Here is an 18234-nt window from a genome sequence, read left to right on the forward strand (position 1 = left end):
AATAGAGGATTATCTAAAATCTTTTTATAAATTTTAGATAGCCCTCTATTTTTTTAATCTTTTAAGTAAATGTTGATATTGTATCAATATGAGAGAATTGGTATTAAAATAATTTTATATACAATAGTCAACTCTACTTTATATATAATTATTTTCTTAAATCAAAATTATTGGTAAATTCAACTTCGCAAGAACCTGTTCCGTCACTATTTTGTTTTGCTTCATGAATTCTTACAAGTTTTAATTTTGAAACTTCTCCATTTGCCCATCTATAATTTAATCCATTGAATTCTAATGTTTTTATATTTCCCGGGCAATAAGTAGTTGCTACATATGCACTATCTTTACTTTCATGTCCATATACTACATAAGTTCCTGGTAAGAAATCTTCATTATTTGTTAAGGTTAATTTATAAGAATTATTTACATTTTCAACCTTTGCATTAATATTAGCTAAATCTAAATTCATCTCTTTATTACTTAAAACTTGCATTTTAGGAGATGTTATTTTTGCTGAATTTCCTTTTTTAGGAGTAATTTTTGAAATAATATAATTATTTTCGTTCATTTCTCCTAATATATCTGTTATACGAATACTACATTGTGAACCATTTTTACTATCAACCTTGTCCCATTTTATAATATCTATTATTTTATTATTTTCATTATATATTTCACAATTGATATTATATTCAGTATTAGTATCTATATTATAATCAAATGAAATATCATTATTTTTTATATTTAACTTAGACATAACTTCTTTTGACTCTGATGAACCTGAGTTATTATGATGTTTTTTTGAACCACTTGATGAAGATGATTTAGAACTATCAGTATCCGTAGATTTTATATTGTCTTTTGCATCTCCATTATTATTTTCTGGTTTATTTATTGCTTCTCCTGATTGAGTAAATGATTTAGTAGGAGTTGGTGTTTTATCCCCAACACATTCACCAGTTGGTGAGAAATTATAAACCTCTCCATTAATCATAACATTTCCTGTTTGCATTGATCCAGTTTCTGATAATGAATATACTTTATTTTCAACTTCAACAACACCTGTTTGCATTGCTCCATTTGAAGCTGTATAGTACCAAGTTCCGTTATCATTTACCCATCCTGTTGTCATTTCTCCGCTTGACGATGTGTAGTACCAAGTCCCATTGTCATTTACCCAGCCTGTCTTCATCTCTCCATTTTCAGATGAGTAATACCATTTTCCATTATCATTTATCCAACCTGTTTTCATCTCCCCACTTGGTGTTGTATAATACCATTTTCCATTATCATTTATCCAGCCTGTTTGCATATTTCCTGATTCATTAAACTTATACCATTTTCCATCAATCACTTTCCACCCAGTAGCTAAGCTATCACCTTCTTCATATCTCCAATTATTATTTGAATCTTGTTTCCATGCTGCTGATACACCCATTGGTGATGTAGAAATAATCACAGCCATTGCCACAACTGTTGCTGCAATTTTCTTTAACTTAACGCTTTTCATTATAAAATCTACTCCCTTCATTTTTACGTTTACTTAAATATGAAGCAATTAAAGCAGTCACAGGTACTGTTAATATGATTCCTGTAGTTCCTGCTAAACCTTGTATTAATTCTGTTCCTACTATATCTAAATTAAGTAACCTATTTGCACTCATATTAGAACAGTAGATTAATATTAATATATTTAATGAGCCTCCTGCAAAAGCTAAAATCAATGTATTCGCCATTGTTCCTATTATATCTTTACCTATATTCATTCCACTTTTAAATAAATCGCTTTTAGACATATTTTCATTTAATAAATGTATTTCAAATATTGATGAAGATATTGACATAGCTACATCCATTACAGCACCTAAAGCTGATATTAATATTCCTGCAAACATTATTCCTTTTACTTTAAGACCAGTATTTTCAGATATATACATTATGCTTTCTGCATCTGACATATTTATTCCTGAAAGGTTTCCCCAAATTCCAAATGCATAAGCAAGAATTCCAGATATTATTACCCCTATTAAAGTTCCAAATATCGCTGAAAGACTTTTTTTATTTATTCCCGCAACTAAAATTAATGTAATTGCCGTACTTATAGCTACTACTATAATTGATGCCCATATAGGACTTATTCCCCTTAGCATAAGAGGTAACATTAAATATATAACGCAAACTATTGTAAAAATTAACGATACTATTGCCTTTAAACCTCTAAATCCTCCAACAAAAAGTATTGTCATTAAAAATAACACTCCCATTGTTATAATTACTTGACTTCTTTTAAAGCTAGATATTGAAATATCGTTTATTTCTCCGTCTTTAAGATAGAATGCTACAATAACCTTGCTATCTTGTTTGACTTTTGTATTATACAATCTGCTTATATTATTAGTTACATTAAACTCCTTATTTTTATAGGGACCGTCTAAAACCTTTAACTTTATCTGTTGATATCCTAATTCTATATCATCTATATACTTGTCCTTTTGAAGTTTTTCTTTATCTATTCCTACTACTTCTGCTTTATAATACTTTACTCCTCGATTTAATTTATCCTCTACAAAACCACCATTAAATATTAACTTTGATGAGAATATAATTATTAATCCTAAAAGTATTGTAACTACTATAAATCCAATATCACTTTTATACTTTTTAATCTCCACAGCAAACGCTCCTTATTTTTACATAAAGGATATCCCAAAACATATCTTTATCATTAATATATTTTAATTAACTATTTATATTGAAATTTAGTTAAAATCTAACTAATATTACACTAAACTTTACGCTATGATATTAATACGTTTTCAGAAAATGGACTTATTATTAGATATCCTTTATGTCATAGTATATTTCTTAATTCTTTAGTTATAATTGATATAACTAATTCCTTAAATCAGTGTGTATTAAAAAATCTATCTCTTTCTTGTCCAGTTAGTATTTTCCCAATGCTTAGTTACTGTCTTGTCTTCTTCAGCTTTTTCTTCTGATGCTAATCTTATTTCACCAGTATTTCTAACTCTTAATCTTCCGCCTTCTGGATCCCATGATGCTAATCCAATTGCTGATACTTCATCTCCAACTTTAATTTTTGAATCCCATTTTCCTTTAACTTTTTCATTAATTCCATCCCATATATATCCTTCAACATATACTCTTGATATGCCTGTACCGTCATCAATATATAAGTTTTGATCGTTCATATCTACAACTTTACCTTGTACCTTAACAAGTTTTCCACCATTAATAGGTAACATACTGTCTCCTGTTAAAAGTTTAGTTGGTTCTACTTTTGTAATATCTTCATCTATTAATTTAACATTCTTAGCTTCAATATTATTCACTTTAGTTCCTGAATTTCTATCTGCTAATGCAAGCTCTAATTCTCCTTGATAATCATCAATTGTTCCTGTTATTCTAACTTTTTGACCAACTTTTAATTTAGTGCTAGATACACCAAATATACAAGCTCCTCCAGTTTCATCTTGAATATAAACAACTTCAAAGAATGAATTTTTAGGTTCTACTGCTTCAGACTGAGAAGTTACATATCCTTCAACTGTAACTGTTTGTCCGTATAAATCTGGTTTTCCATCTTTATTACTATCTTTTCTAATATCCCCTAATTTAACTACTTTAACTTCTTCAGATGGCATCATCCAATTAACAATATTGTTTGTAATTTTTATATTAGAATATTTTTCTCCATTAGTACCATCAATCTCAAAATCGGAGAAGAAAGTATTTCCTGAAACAACTATTTTTGCACCATTGCTTAATTGTTCCACACCAAGTGTATTTACCTCCCCTTTAGGAACTGGTACATTATCTCCATCACCATCTGCATCTTTGGTTTCAGTAGTCTCAAATCCCTTTACTAAGAAGTCAACACCCTCTTGATTTGCACCTTTTGCAAGAATTATTGAAGCCCCATTATAAAAACTATATTGGTCCTTACCATTTTCAACACCATTAGTTAATTTATAATTTGGTGAATCATAATTAGTTAAATATAATCTATATTCTTGTCCACCATTATTAGTATTATCAATTACTTCATCATCATTTACTCTTAACTTAGTTCCTATAGCTTCTAATACAGAATTCATTTGAATATTATTGCTGTATTCACCTTTTCCATCTTTATAGTCTGCTCTAGTTGATACTATTACATTTCCACCATTTTCTACATATCTCTTTATAGCTTGTATTTCACTATCTTCAAATTTACTTGCCTTCAATCCTGCAGTATTATTGTCCTTGCTTTGTGGATTTGTAAGAACTAGTATCTTAACATCTTTTAAAGTTTCATCAGTTATTTTATCTTTATTTACTATTGTTAATCCATTTTTCTCTGTTAATAAACTCTTAAATGCTGTATACTTTCCAGCATAATCTCCTGTTATATATTGATTATAATGATATCCATCAATTAATATCTTTTGAACTTTTTCAGGATTTACAATCTTTACTTTAGCACTAGTAGTAAATGATTTTTCTCCTTTCTCTAATTTAACACTTGCTTTTGCGTATAAAGTATATTCACCTTCTTGTTCTGCTTTCCAATTAAACTTAACATTTTCTGTTTTAGTACTTGCTACATTTTCAACAACTTTTTCACCTATTTTATTAGAATCATTTATCTCATTTTTAAAGAATTCAAATTTAATATCTTTAACTTCATTTTCGCTATTGTTAAAGAATCCAACATTGAATTCTACATTTTCACCTGGTAAGGTCATATCAGTATCTACTGTTGCATTTGATAAACCAACATTTATAGCATCTCCAACCCAAACTGGTGCAGTAACTGCTATATCTTTATCTTCTTCTACAACCTTAACATAATAATAGCTATACTCTGGATTTAAAGTAAATTCCCAATTAACATCATTAGAATTAAAAGTTTTAGAATCAACTTCTACTCCACCATTAGCTATTATTGAAACTTTCTTTATCTTATCAGTAGGATCATTTGCATTTATTTTAAAGTTAAGTTTATCAACATTTCCTAGAGAACTTCCCATAACTTCATCATTTATTGTATAATCTATTGTCATATCAGTATCTTCTGAAGCATATACTCTCTTTTCTCTAAGAGCATCATATATAGATTCTCTTGAATTATCATCAGCAATAATTACAGTTCTTGCATTATTAGATGTATACCAATTACCTTTATGGTTGTCTTGGTTATTAGTTGGAGCAATATGCCATCCCTTATCTAATGCTCTAGTATAGTATTCATAACTTGGGAAATATCCTGACCCTCTTATTGGACCTTCACCATTTCCTACTTCGATTAAGTTTACATATTTATCTGCACCTTCACTATAAAAACCAAAGTCAGCAAAATCACCAAAAGTCTTACCTGGGTGATTTAATTGAGATATTGATTGAGGTTGCGTTTGGATAGTTTTATAGTAATTTGCTAAATCCATCGCTTTGTTAGTTCTTGTCTCAAATCCTGGCGTATTAAAAGTATTTATATGACCCCAACCACCAGTAGAACCTGACCATGTCATTTCATATCCATAAATAGCAGTAAAATTTTCATCTTTATCATATTCATCAGCTATTTTATGAGCATTTACCCATTTTTCACTTTTTGAACCATCTGCAAGATTTGCTGATGTATCATTATCAAACCAGTTTGAGTGGTCTGTTACTGCATAATAATCCGCGCCATTTTTCTTTACCCATTTATAAGCCTCATCTAATGAACCTTTTCCATCTGAAATATCAGTATGTGCATGAAGTTGTCCAAATAAATGTTTCATATCTCCACTGGCTGCTACTCTAAATGACCATTCTTTAGTTGTTATATTACCTAAGTTGTCACTGACTTCTACTTTTACTTTATGAGCGCCAGATTTTAATTTTTCAGTTGGGGTGTATTCAACAGATGTTTCTGTTATTTTTGAATTTGAGGTTACATCTTTGTCATCTACAAATACTTTAATAGAATCTTTATTTATACTTCCTTCTGATTTAAATGAAACTTTTATCGGAGTAAGCGTTTCCATATCAACTCTAGAATTTTCTGCTGGTTGTAAATCATAAAAGTCTATAGGTTTAAAGTCACCATTAACAACTCTTATAGAATAAATATCTGTCTTAGCTTCCTTCTCTCCAGACTTAGCTGATATATAATATTCTAGTCCTTGTAGATCTAATTTTTCTTTAACTATAGTAGCTGTATATTTTCCATTTTCCCCTTTAGTCATCTCTAACTTAGTGAATGCTTCTGCACCTTTAACTCTATAATTTAATTCCATATTATTAGCTTCACCTGCAACTGTTTCTGCTTCTATTACTAAATCTTTATTCTTATCTGTCATTTCAATTGCCTTATGATTAATTGAAAATTCAGGTGCCTTTGTAAAACTACATGATCCTCCATATATTTGTGCAGTATCCTTATATTGTCCCATTGTACCTTCTACAGTTACAGTATCTCCTGTATTTAATCCGGTATTTTTGGGTAAATAATATATATCTAAATCATTATTTTCTTGTGATAGTTTTACTACTGTTTTTTTCTTTCCATTTTCTGTTGTTTCACTTATATTTATAACTGCATTTTCTATCTTAACGTACTTAGATGCATACTTACCTGTATTTAACTCAGTGATTGTCAAAACTTCTGGTTCAAGTTTTTCATTTTGTTTAATAACTTCTACTTTAGTTACTTGTAATTGTTCTAAATTATTAAATGAATCTCTTGTACCTGTAACCTTAACTAAATCCCCTTTCTTTATATCTTTAAATGGGACTTTACTAACTTTATTTGAAATTGCTATTCCACCTGTTTCATCTTGAATATGCAATGTAAAACCTCTATCATTAAAGGAAACAACTCCACACACTGTAGCTTCCTTACCAACATCTAAGCTTCTTGCATCTTTTATGTTTATTTCACTAATAACTTTATCTGTAACTTCTACAGAATAAGTAGGTGTTTTTGCTTCCTTTTCTCCACAGTTAGCCGATATATAATATTCAATTCCTTTTAAATCCAACTTTTCTTTAGCTATAGTAGCTATATATTTTCCATCTTCCCCCTTAAGCATATCTAATTTGGTAAATCCTTCTGAACCTTTAACTCTATAATTTAATTCTATGTTACTAGCTTCACCTGCAACAGTTTCTGCCTTTATTACTAAATCTTCGTTCTTATTGGCTTTATCAATACCCCTATGACTAATTGAAAATTCTGTTGGCTCTTCTTTAATAAACTTACATGATGCACCATATATTTGTGCAGTATCCTTATATTGTCCCATTGTACCTTCTACAGTTACAGTATCTCCTGTATTTAATCCGGTATTTTTAGGTAAATAATATATATCTAAATTATTATTTTCTTGTGATAGTTTTACTACTGTTTTTTTCTTTCCATTTTCTGTTGTTTCACTTATATTTATAACTGCATTTTCTATCTTAACGTACTTAGATGCATACTTACCTGTATTTAACTGAGCGATTGTTAAAACTTCTGGTTCAAGTTCTTGATTTTGTTTAATGACTTCTACTTTAGTTACCTGTAATTGTTCTAAATTATTAAATGAATCTCTTGTACCTGTAACTTTAACTAAATCCCCCTTCTTTATATCATTTAAAGGGACTTTACTAGTTTTATTTGAAATTGCTATTCCACCTGTTTCATCTTGAATATGCAATGTAAAACCTCTATCATTAAAAGAAATAACACCACACACTGTAGCTTCTTTACCAACATCTAAACCTCTTGCATCCTCAATGCTTATAGCATCACTAACTGCATCTTTAACTTCTTCCTTAACCTCTTGTTCTATATCTTCATTAGTCTTATCTTCTGGAACCTCAATTGGTTTTTCTGTTATATCACCTACAGGTTTTTCTTCTGATATATTGTCTTTTGGTCTTTCTAAATTTTCAACTTTTTTCTCTGAATTATCTTTGTTGTCATTTTCATTCGAAGTTACATTGGTATCATTTTTTCCGTCTACTTTAGTTTCATCTTTTATTGTCGTATCATTTTTAGACTCTTCTTTATTTACTATTTCCTCTTTACCCGCGTTAACTTCCTCTGTGTTAACGGTTTCATTTTTAACAACAGTAGTACTATCAGTAGTTATATCCTGTTTACTTTCATCTTGTTTACCATCATTTAGCATAGAATCTACTATATTGTCTAAAGCAAATGTACTTTGACTAGGTAATACAACTGAAGTACTCAAAACTGACACCGAAATTAGTAAAGCAATTATTTTTTTGTTTTTCTTTATCATTATTTCCCCTCCCACCACTTGTAAAATATTTACTTTTACATATTATAGTTTACCATACAATATATGTAATTAAAATCTTTATTTAGAACTTTTAAACAATTCATCTATTTAACATTAATCCTTGTTATTTTTTGTAAAATAATTAAATATAATATATGATAATTAATATTCTCTAAACTAGATTGATTTAATTTAAATAAAATACTAATATACTTTGAATTTAAATATTTATATAATTACAAAAAAAGAAGAAATAAAATGGAATTTCATTTTATTTCTTCTTTTTATTTATCATAAGATATAATCTTCTAATGTATATTAGTGAATTTATTACACTTTTTTATTAAAAATATATACTAATTAAATCAATCTTTATCTCTCAATAAAATTCTAATAATTAAAATCATAATGAAAGATAAAACATATAAAATACCTGCAAATGCTGTTGCCATTCTAATATCTGTTTGCATATATGTATATATTTGAAGTGGAATGGTTCTTGTTTTATTCATAACATTTCCTGCAAACATTAAAGTAGCACCAAATTCTCCTAATGCTCTTACCCAACATAGTATAAGTGCAGATATTATCGTTTTTTTCAGCATAGGTATTATTATCTTTATATTAGTTCTGATTTTACTTGCACCCAGTACATAGCTTACTTCAAAAATTTCTTTAGGTACATCCTCTATAGAATTTTTTAAAAACTTTATATAAAGTGAAGAAGATACAAATAGTTGAGATATTATTACTGCTATTGGTGTAAATGTAATACTATATCCTAATCTTGAAAATATTTTGCCTATAAATCCATTGTCTCCAAATGCTAAAAGTAACCCTATACCTACTACTGCTGGTGGTAACACTATTGGAAGTTCAACTAAAATATCTACAATTTTAGTAATTTTATTTTTAGATACTTTAGATAAATAAAAAGCTGTAGGCGTTCCAAACACAAATGTTAATAATACTGATATTGATGAAGTTTTCATACTTAGCTTTAAACAATAAATATTATCTACATTTCTAATAGTTTCTAATAATTTTGTTATTCCTGAATATTTAATTAACCCTATTACAGGCACTATTAAGAAACATACATATAAAAATATTAATATTAAAAATATATAATTTGAGATTTTCAGATTTTTAAATATTTTACACTTTTGTTTTTCTACAATATATCTTTCTCTACAATTGCTTTCTATCATAAATTTCTCCTAAATATAATATAAGTCAAAAAATAACAAGTTAATATACTAGTACATTTGTATATGTAGCTTAACTTGTTATTTTCTTTCCTAAACTTAACTCTATCTAATGCATTAAAATCTATCGTCTATGTTTTAAAATAGTATTGATATTATATATATTAACATTCATTAAAAACATAGTTAATTTGTTAATCCACTTTAAATCCATATTTTTTTAATATTTCTTTACCCTTATCGCTTGTTAAATAATCAATAAATTCTTTAGCAGCTTCACTATTTTCAGATTTATTAATTGAACCTATAGGATATTGTACTTTTAAATTTTCAAATTCCTTTAACTCTATAATATCTAAGTCTTGTTTATTATTTTCATTTATGTCAGTTTTATAAACTATACCTATATCGCCTTCACCTAAAGCAACCTTACTTACAACACTCTTTACATCTAATTCATGGCTTTTTATATTATTCATTATATTTGTATAAGTATCTTGACTTATTTTTTTATCTGATAATTGATTATCTAAAGCTTTATGAAAATAATTACCTACTGGTACAGATTTATCTCCAGCTATTATTTTAACCTCAGGTTTAGATAAATCTTCAAATTTATCTATAACAACATTACTCTTCTTATTCTTACATAATACAAGATTGTTTTCTGCAAATATAACACTTTCTGAAACATAGTCCCCTTCTTTTAGCTTGTCCATATACTTAGTATTAGCAGATGCAAATACATCAGCTTTAGTTCCTTGTTCAATTGATGTAACTAATGATTGACTTCCAGCAAAATTAAATACAGCATCGATATTTTTATCACTCTTTATTTCTTTTCCTACTTCATTAAAACATTCTGTAAGACTCGCTGCTGCAAATACAGTTACTGATTTTTCCTTAGGTTTTTGAGCACCACATCCATTTAAACCAAATGAAAACATACCAATCATCATACAAATACATATATTTTTTATACTTTTCTTTGTTACTATTTTATTCATCTATTATTCCCCCTACCTAATATATATAACTATGTTTTAACATAACATTAATATTATCGTATAAGGGTGAACTGGCATTGGAATTTGTTTTCTATAATCTCCTAATGAATATTTGTACAATTAATTGCTTGTCAGCAATCTTTGATTGGGAACATGCATTAATTGGACTAATATTTATTTTTGGAGTTATGAAAACAAATTCCTCTGTCCATGAGCTTTATACTATAATATTAATATTCATTTAAAATATTATAAAACTACTATTTTATCCCCTGGCTTTATTATTCCACCCTTAATTATTTTTGTAAATATCCCTTCTCTTGGCATAACACAATCACCAACTAGTTTTTTTATTTGGCATCCTTTGTGACACTCTTTTCCTATCTGTGTTACCTCTTGCAACGTTTCCCCTATTTTCAACCTTGTTCCAACAGGTAATTCAAAAAGTACTATTCCTTCTGTAGTTATATTCTCCGCAAAATTTCCATATGTAAGATCTTTCGCTCCTAAACTATTCATTTTTTCTATGCTTTCTTTTGCTAACAAGCTTACTTGTCTATGCCATTTTCCTGCATGTGCATCATTTTCTAATCCAAAATCCTCTATAAATACCCCCTTTTCTATAGGTTTCTTTATAACACCTTTTGTACTACTGATATTAACAGCAACAACTTTCCCCACTATACTCATAAAATTACTCCCCCTTAAGTTCATTAAACTTTTTATTGATAGCTATGTTTTATTCATCTGTCCATGAGCTTCATACTACAATGTTACTGATATTCTAAAACATATCCTTATTAGTAAAAATTTTATTATTTCTTAATATAATCCCCACTTTTTCCACCAGTCTTTTTTATAAGAGTTATATTACCTATTTCCATTCCCTTATCTACAGCTTTACACATATCATATATTGTGAGTGCTGCTGTAGAAACTGCTGTTAGCGCTTCCATTTCAACTCCTGTTTTACCTACAGTTGATACTTCTGCTTGTATTTTAATTTCATCTTCTAAGACTTCAAATTTAATGTCAGCTCCAGTTATAAAAATGTTATGGCACATAGGTATTAAGTCTGAAGTTCTTTTAACCCCCATAATCCCTGCTACTTGAGCAACTGATAGTACATCACCCTTTTTAATTTTCCCATTTTTTATTAAATCTACAGTTTCTTTTTTGAGTTTTATACTGCCTGTTGCTATCGCAACTCTATTTGTGTTATTCTTTTCATTAACATTTACCATGTGAGCTCGTCCATCTTCATTAAAATGTGTAAATTCCATAATTACCCTCCTATAGCTGTCATAGTTCTATTTATATAATTACCTTGTTCTAAATTATGTTCTTTAGGTTTATTTTTTACTATTTCAACAATTGCATTATCTATATTCTCACCATTTCTTAAAACTTTTCCTATATCTATCTCATCATCTGAGTGAAGACAAGTTTTAACTTTTCCATCTGCAGTTAATCTAAGCCTATTGCAATTCTCACAAAACTTACATGAAATAGGATTTATAATTCCAACTCTTCCTTTTCCATTAGGTAACTTATAATATTTTGCTGGTGATGACTTATCCTCATTCTCTATTTTTATCAATTCTTTATTCTTTTCCAAAACAATATCATTTGATAAGTATCTATTTAACGCCCAATATTTAAGCTCTCCTATAGGCATCAGTTCTATAAATCTAACATCTATTTCATTATTCTTAGTTAAATTAATAAAATCCTCAATCTCATCTTCATTAAAATCTTTAATTAAAACTACATTTAACTTTATAGGAGTAAGTCCTGCCTTTTTGGCTTCCTCTATTCCTTCTAAAACTTTATTAAGCTCTCCACCATTTGTTATTTCTCTATACTTGCTTTCATTCAGTGTATCTAAACTTATATTAACTCTATTAAGTCCAGCTTCTTTTAAATTTTTCGCATATTCCTTTAAAAGTAGACCATTAGTTGTCATTGCTAAATCTTTTACACCTTGAATTTTAGATATTCCTTTTATTAAACTTAATACCCCTTTTCTAACCAGAGGTTCTCCCCCTGTTATACGAATCTTATCTATTCCCTTATTTACAAAAGATTCAGCTATTTTAAGAAATTCTTCTATTCTCAAAATATCCTTATGATTACACTTATTTATTCCTTTTTCAGGCATACAATATTTACATCTCAAATTACAAAGTTCAGTAACAGATATTCTTAAATAATTTATCCTTCTTCCATATGAATCCATCATCTAGCATTACCCCTCTGCTGTAAAATAGCTGTCTCAAAATATTTAGGCACATGAAATAAAATAATAGATCAAAGAGGCGTTTATACCTAATATAAACTTTTTAATATACTACATTAATTTTGAGACAATACCTCTTTATTATTTTCTAAATATAAATTTCCCATTAAGTACTTGTCCCGCTTTCACTTCTCCAATTTCTTTAGGGACAATAACCACGCCATTAGCTCTACTCATAGTCATTAGATGATTAGAGCACTGTGATCCTACTTTATATGCACAATAATTTCTATCTACCTTTTTTATTTCAACATAAACATATTTCTCTCTACCCACTTCATCATGAAAATCATACATTAATTTAACAGGGAATTCTTCTGAATCAGAATTATCTTTTCCCATCATTTTTTCAATACTTGGTTTTACAAGTTTTTGAAACGTTGTTATTAATGATGATGGATTTCCTGGAAGTGCAAAAAATAGTTTTTCTTTAAAAGTAGCGAATGTTACTGGTTTTCCTGGCTTAATTGCGATCTTAGAAAACTTAATATCAGCCTCTATTTCTTTTAAAATATCTTTAACAAAATCATAATCCCCAACAGATGCTCCTCCTGAGGTAATAACAATATCTGCATTTTCTAAAGCATACTTCATTTTTTCTTTTAAAGTTTCTTTATCATCAGAAACAATACCTAAAGATAAAACTTCTGCATTTAAACCTGTTACTAATGCTTTTAATGAATATTCATTACTATTTCTTATTTGTCCCTTTTCAATATTTGAATTTATATCAACAAGTTCATCTCCAGTAATAATTAATGCCACAGTTGGACTTTTGTATACGTTAACACCACTGTATCCAAGCGATGCTAATGCTCCTATTTCTACTGGTCTTATAACACAATTTTTTTTAATTGCTAAATCACCTATTTTAATTTCTTCACCAAATTTAATTATATTGTTATCCTTTTCTATTTCTTCAAAAATTAAAAGATTATTATCTTCAATTTCAACATCTTCAATTTTTACAACTGCATCTGCTCCTTTAGGTACTGGTGTCCCAGTCATTATTTTATAAGCTTCTCCATTTTTTAAAGTATCTTCAATAAAATCTCCTGCTTTTATAACACCTTTTATCTTAAGTTTGCAGATATTTTCTCTGCTACAGTTAGATGTTTCACTACTTTTTATAGCATATCCATCCTTTGATGATTTATTAAATGGTGGTAAATTATCCTTAGAGTATATATCTTCTGCTAAAACTCTATTAACACTATCTAGTAACTCTCTATTTTCTACTCCAAGTATTTTTGTTTCTTTATTAATTATATTTAGTGCATCTTCTATACTAATCATTTGAAATTCCTTTCTTATAAATATTAAAAAATAAAATTATATTTCTTAATAAGCTATTTATCTACTTAATACTTATTTATAATACACATATCGCTATATAATTTCTTATATGTATAATATTCAATCTATTTTATTGAATTCCTTCTATTTAGTTCCATAAATTCTTCTTATTATACATTTTTTCAATTTAATGTTTAATTTATGACTTCTTTAGTTGTAAAATAGTTATAAGTTATATATAAGTTCCAATAAAGTTTGTTCATTAAGGTAGAATCAAAAAATAACAGATCCATTCGCTAGTTTAGTGAAGAACTTATATAGAAAATTTATGATATATATGCTGCTAACTAGATAGTATTAATTTAAAGATATAATTTTCTATAAAAATTATATAAAAGATTATAAATGTATCAACTTAATTAGAACATATATATTAAATATTTAATAAAATTTTTGATAGGAGATGCGATTATGATAAAAACGGCTATACTTACTATGAGTGATAAAGGACATGTTGGTGAACGTAAAGATATTACAGGTCCAACTATTGAAAATATTCTTCCAAAAGATAAATATTCTATAACTTATTACAAGGTACTACCCGATGATATAGATTTGATAAGTAAAGAGTTAATTTATCTTTGTGATGATTTAAAAGTTAACTTAATTCTTACAAATGGAGGTACTGGATTTTCTAAAAGAGATGTAACCCCTGAAGCAACATTGAAAGTATCTGAAAAATTAGTTCCTGGATTTGGTGAAGCAATGAGAGCTGCCTCTTTAAAAATAACACCTAAAGCTATGTTATCAAGAGGTATTTCTGGTATAAGAAATGAAACATTAATTATCAATTTACCTGGTAGTCCTAAAGGTGCTACTGAAAATTTAGAAGTAATTTTAGATGCTATTCCTCATGGTATTGATATACTAACAGGAAATGCAACTGAATGTGCAACACCTAAAAAATAATCTTCTAACTATATGTTAATTTAATTCTTATTACATATGCTGTAACTAACTCAAATGGTAAAAAAATTCTTGTTTTACTATTTGATTGTTTACAGCATAATTTAATTTTTTAATATTAAGGCATATTCAAAAAAATAATAGACCAGTATGCTCATCTATTATTTTATTTCATGCGCCTAATATTGCATTCTTAGATTTATTTTTAATAAATTTTTAAATTTAATTCTATTTAAACATAGTTTTATTAAATGTATAATATTAAATAAACTATTAAAATTAGGAGAATAACTATGAACTTTTCAAAGCTTAATTTCTTTAAACCAATAACCAATTTAGAATACGATAAAATTTCTTTTTATAAATCTGGCTTTTTCAAAGGTCTATTAATTGTACTTTTCTTCTTTATAATAAACGGTATAATTTCTATCCCTGTATTTATGTTAGATGAACTTAACGGCGGTATTTATTCATTAATAAAAATAATTTTATCTATAGTAGTTACATCAATATCAATACTTATAATGAATAAAATATTTTCTTATCCCACTAACACACAAAATAATAAATATAAATTTTCAAAAAGAAATTTTATATTTATAGCTTTATTAATTTTAGGATATAGAATATTTTTTGATGGTAACTTATCTTACTTAATAGATTTAATTCCTGAACCGGAATTTTTAAAAGATTTTGAAGAATCTTTTAATCTTGATCCAATATATATGGCCTTCGCAGTTATAATAATAGCTCCTTTACAGGAAGAATTTCTAAATAGAGGAATAATACTTAATGGATTACTAAAAAAATACTCAAATAAAGTAGCTTTAATCATTTCAGCTTTAATATTTGCTATAATGCATTTAAATTTTCAACAAGGAATTAATGCTTTTATATTAGGTTTATTTTTTGGTTATATTTATATAAAAACTAAATCCATCTACTTGACTATATTCGCTCACTTTTGTAATAACCTATTGGTATTTCCATTAGATGTGCTTAATTTAATTCCTATTAATATAATAATTAAATGTATACTATTTACTTTAGTAGGTGGAATATTAATGTTTTATGGATTTAAATATATGAACTTAAAGTCATTTAACTGGGCAAATTATAGAGAACAAGATTCTGTTAGCTAATTTTATATTTATAGTTTCTTATACTATTCATGGGTTTTAAACATAAAAAGAGCATAAAACCGAGATCTAAAAACTCTTTAAAAGTTCTATTATCTCACTTTTATGCTCTATCTTCTTTTCTATTTTTCTTCTATATTTTTAATTCTATACGTCGTAAAATATCACATTCTATAATCCTAATTCTTCAGCAACCTTATCTGCTCTTTCACAAAATTCTTTTACTTTTGGAATATCTTTTTCCATTACACCATCATTGTATTTATAGCTTGTCTTAGTTAAAGAGTCTACACCATAAGGTCTAACCTCTTTGATACATTCTTCTACATTATCTGGTCCTAATCCACCAGCAATAATCACAGGTATATTTACTGATCTTACAATCTCAGCATCAATGTTCCAATCATGAGTCATGCCACTTGCTCCAATACCTGTATCTGCTGCAAGACCTGAATCTGTTAATATATAATCACAGAAATTTGCATATTCTTTTGCACGTTCTACAGCTTCAGGTCCATCTACAAGAATAGCCTGCATCAATTCAACACCTGGACATTCTTTATGTAATCTTTCAGCAAAAGCTGCATCGGCTGTATATTCCATGCCTGCAATATGCAGAATATCGGGTTTTACTCTATTTGCAACAAAAATCATTTCATCTGGGTCTTTATTTAACATAATAGCTACACATTTGACACCACGTTTTTTTGCCTCATTGAAAATACGGTCTACAACATCAAATGGAACACGGTGAGCTGGCACACCTCCACTTTGCATAGGTACTAAACCAATATGGTCTGCACCTGCATCCATAGTTGCAACACTTTCATTGTAGTTTACTAAAGAATAAATTTGTTTTTTCATATCTTTACACCCCTTTTAAAAATTTCTTTGATCTTTCTATTACATTTTTACTATTTAAATTTGAAGATACTGACTGAGCAACTTCTACAGTTAAACTAGCTGCTGCCTGAGTAAAAATTCCTACTTTTCTTAATGATATTGTATTTTTATACTGAAAGCTTGCCCATATTATAGTTGCCATACTGCAATCACCAGCTCCATTTACACTCACTATATGTGAAGTTAAAGTTGGAATACACTCCTCTTCTCCTTCTCTTGAACACAAGATTCCCTTTGCACCTAAAGATATAAAAACATTTTTTATTCCTTTCTTCAATAAAACTTTAGCTGCTTCTTTAGCACTTTCAGCATCAACAATTTTTATTCCTGATAAGGCACTTGCTTCTAATTTATTGGGTTTAAAAGTATTAATCTTGTTTAGAACGTTTTCAAATCTATTTACTTTAGCAATAGAGACTGGATCTGCAAAAATTGGTACAGTACAATTATTTGCAAGCCACTCAATAGACTCTTTAGGAATATTTCCATCAATCACACAAATAGATGCTTTGTTAATAAAATTTATACGTCTCTTTAAGAATTCTGGAGTAATATTTTCTATAATTTTCATATCATTAACTGCTGTAACCATCTCTCCTTGGTCATCTGTTATATATAAATAAGTTGAACTTTTTGTATTAAAAATACATTGAGCATAATCTAAGTGAATATCATGCTTATTACATTCTGATGATATAAATTTTCCAAAATAATCATCCCCATAAACGGTTATTAAGTATGTAGGGACATCTAACTTAGCTAAGTTTTGAGCAATATTATGTCCCACTCCACCAACGGTCATTTGAATATCTCCAATGTTTGAATCTTTTTCCCGATATATATCTTTAGCTAATCCTACTATATCTAAATTCAATCCGCCTATTACTGTTACATAATTATCCATTAGCAGTCAGTACCTCCTTAACTTTATGAATAAACTATAACATAAAATCTTTAATTTTTAAAACATTTATTTACATATAAAGAATTTATTTACTGGACTTTCTCCTTAAATTTATAAAATATATATTCAACTTTTTCATTTCTTATTTAATATTTATAGTATGTAATAATAAAAAAAACAAGCAGTTAAGAATATATTACTATTTCTAACTGCTTATTAATTTATCTTAA

At 27.9% G+C, this 18234-nt stretch carries 13 protein-coding genes; 2 read left to right on the plus strand and 11 right to left on the minus strand.

The window, feature by feature from the left end; genetic code table 11:
* Positions 1-148: 148 nt before the first annotated feature.
* The 9 genes from ACYUET_RS17405 to ACYUET_RS17445 all read right to left on the minus strand — a co-directional run bounded on the left by ACYUET_RS17405 (position 149) and on the right by ACYUET_RS17445 (position 14092).
* Positions 149-1510 carry an N-acetylmuramoyl-L-alanine amidase family protein gene (locus tag ACYUET_RS17405; protein WP_460281743.1) on the minus strand — a complete coding sequence of 454 codons (1362 nt, stop codon included), beginning with the start codon at positions 1508-1510 and terminating at the stop codon, positions 149-151.
* Positions 1497-2672 (minus strand): YibE/F family protein, encoded by a 1176-nt coding sequence (locus ACYUET_RS17410; protein WP_460281745.1) that lies wholly within the window; start codon positions 2670-2672, stop codon positions 1497-1499. The genes ACYUET_RS17405 and ACYUET_RS17410 overlap by 14 nt, the downstream gene beginning before the upstream one ends.
* A 252-nt stretch (positions 2673-2924) precedes the next feature.
* Entirely contained in the window at positions 2925-8282 is a 5358-nt protein-coding gene (locus ACYUET_RS17415; protein WP_460281746.1) for a CehA/McbA family metallohydrolase, read from the minus strand.
* Positions 8283-8647: 365 nt separating this feature from the next.
* The gene (locus ACYUET_RS17420; RefSeq protein WP_460281748.1) at positions 8648-9493 is read right to left on the minus strand and encodes an ABC transporter permease; all 846 of its coding nucleotides are present in this window, start codon (positions 9491-9493) and stop codon (positions 8648-8650) included.
* A 191-nt stretch (positions 9494-9684) separates the two neighbouring features.
* Entirely contained in the window at positions 9685-10497 is an 813-nt protein-coding gene (modA, locus tag ACYUET_RS17425; RefSeq protein WP_460281749.1) for a molybdate ABC transporter substrate-binding protein, read from the minus strand.
* 249 nt (positions 10498-10746) lie between these two features.
* A complete protein-coding gene (locus ACYUET_RS17430) occupies positions 10747-11178 on the minus strand; it encodes an MOSC domain-containing protein (protein WP_460281809.1) in 432 nt (143 codons plus the stop codon).
* A gap of 134 nt (positions 11179-11312) precedes the next feature.
* Positions 11313-11780, minus strand: coding sequence for a cyclic pyranopterin monophosphate synthase MoaC (gene moaC, locus ACYUET_RS17435; protein ID WP_460281750.1), 468 nt, complete (start codon positions 11778-11780; stop codon positions 11313-11315).
* Positions 11781-11782: 2 nt separating this feature from the next.
* On the minus strand, positions 11783-12739 hold the full coding sequence (gene moaA, locus ACYUET_RS17440) for a GTP 3',8-cyclase MoaA (protein ID WP_460281751.1): 957 nt from the start codon (positions 12737-12739) through the stop codon (positions 11783-11785).
* Between the two features lie 138 nt (positions 12740-12877).
* Positions 12878-14092, minus strand: coding sequence for a molybdopterin molybdotransferase MoeA (locus ACYUET_RS17445; protein ID WP_460281753.1), 1215 nt, complete (start codon positions 14090-14092; stop codon positions 12878-12880).
* A gap of 471 nt (positions 14093-14563) precedes the next feature.
* Between ACYUET_RS17445 and ACYUET_RS17450 the strand changes: the two genes are divergently transcribed.
* Together ACYUET_RS17450 and ACYUET_RS17455 are read left to right on the plus strand one after the other, a co-directional pair.
* Positions 14564-15061, plus strand: coding sequence for a MogA/MoaB family molybdenum cofactor biosynthesis protein (locus ACYUET_RS17450; protein ID WP_460281754.1), 498 nt, complete (start codon positions 14564-14566; stop codon positions 15059-15061).
* A gap of 290 nt (positions 15062-15351) precedes the next feature.
* Positions 15352-16200 carry a lysostaphin resistance A-like protein gene (locus ACYUET_RS17455; RefSeq protein WP_460281755.1) on the plus strand — a complete coding sequence of 283 codons (849 nt, stop codon included), beginning with the start codon at positions 15352-15354 and terminating at the stop codon, positions 16198-16200.
* A gap of 168 nt (positions 16201-16368) precedes the next feature.
* Here ACYUET_RS17455 and ACYUET_RS17460 read toward each other — a convergent pair whose 3' ends face one another.
* Positions 16369-17061, minus strand: coding sequence for a phosphoribosylanthranilate isomerase (locus tag ACYUET_RS17460; protein ID WP_460281756.1), 693 nt, complete (start codon positions 17059-17061; stop codon positions 16369-16371).
* A gap of 4 nt (positions 17062-17065) precedes the next feature.
* Entirely contained in the window at positions 17066-18004 is a 939-nt protein-coding gene (locus tag ACYUET_RS17465) for a carbohydrate kinase family protein (RefSeq protein ID WP_460281757.1), read from the minus strand.
* Positions 18005-18234 lie beyond the last annotated feature (230 nt).

It is taken from the genome of Clostridium sp. CTA-5 (assembly GCF_054768135.1).

Bases quoted from the DNA above. Each gene is read 5' to 3' on its own strand.
- ACYUET_RS17405 (WP_460281743.1), bottom strand. From the start codon at position 1,510: ATGAAAAGCGTTAAGTTAAAGAAAATTGCAGCAACAGTTGTGGCAATG.
- ACYUET_RS17415 (WP_460281746.1), bottom strand. From the start codon at position 8,282: ATGATAAAGAAAAACAAAAAAATAATTGCTTTACTAATTTCGGTGTCA.
- ACYUET_RS17420 (WP_460281748.1), bottom strand. From the start codon at position 9,493: ATGATAGAAAGCAATTGTAGAGAAAGATATATTGTAGAAAAACAAAAG.
- modA (WP_460281749.1), bottom strand. From the start codon at position 10,497: ATGAATAAAATAGTAACAAAGAAAAGTATAAAAAATATATGTATTTGT.
- moaC (WP_460281750.1), bottom strand. From the start codon at position 11,780: ATGGAATTTACACATTTTAATGAAGATGGACGAGCTCACATGGTAAAT.
- moaA (WP_460281751.1), bottom strand. From the start codon at position 12,739: ATGATGGATTCATATGGAAGAAGGATAAATTATTTAAGAATATCTGTT.
- ACYUET_RS17445 (WP_460281753.1), bottom strand. From the start codon at position 14,092: ATGATTAGTATAGAAGATGCACTAAATATAATTAATAAAGAAACAAAA.
- ACYUET_RS17450 (WP_460281754.1), top strand. From the start codon at position 14,564: ATGATAAAAACGGCTATACTTACTATGAGTGATAAAGGACATGTTGGT.
- ACYUET_RS17455 (WP_460281755.1), top strand. From the start codon at position 15,352: ATGAACTTTTCAAAGCTTAATTTCTTTAAACCAATAACCAATTTAGAA.
- ACYUET_RS17460 (WP_460281756.1), bottom strand. From the start codon at position 17,061: ATGAAAAAACAAATTTATTCTTTAGTAAACTACAATGAAAGTGTTGCA.
- ACYUET_RS17465 (WP_460281757.1), bottom strand. From the start codon at position 18,004: ATGGATAATTATGTAACAGTAATAGGCGGATTGAATTTAGATATAGTA.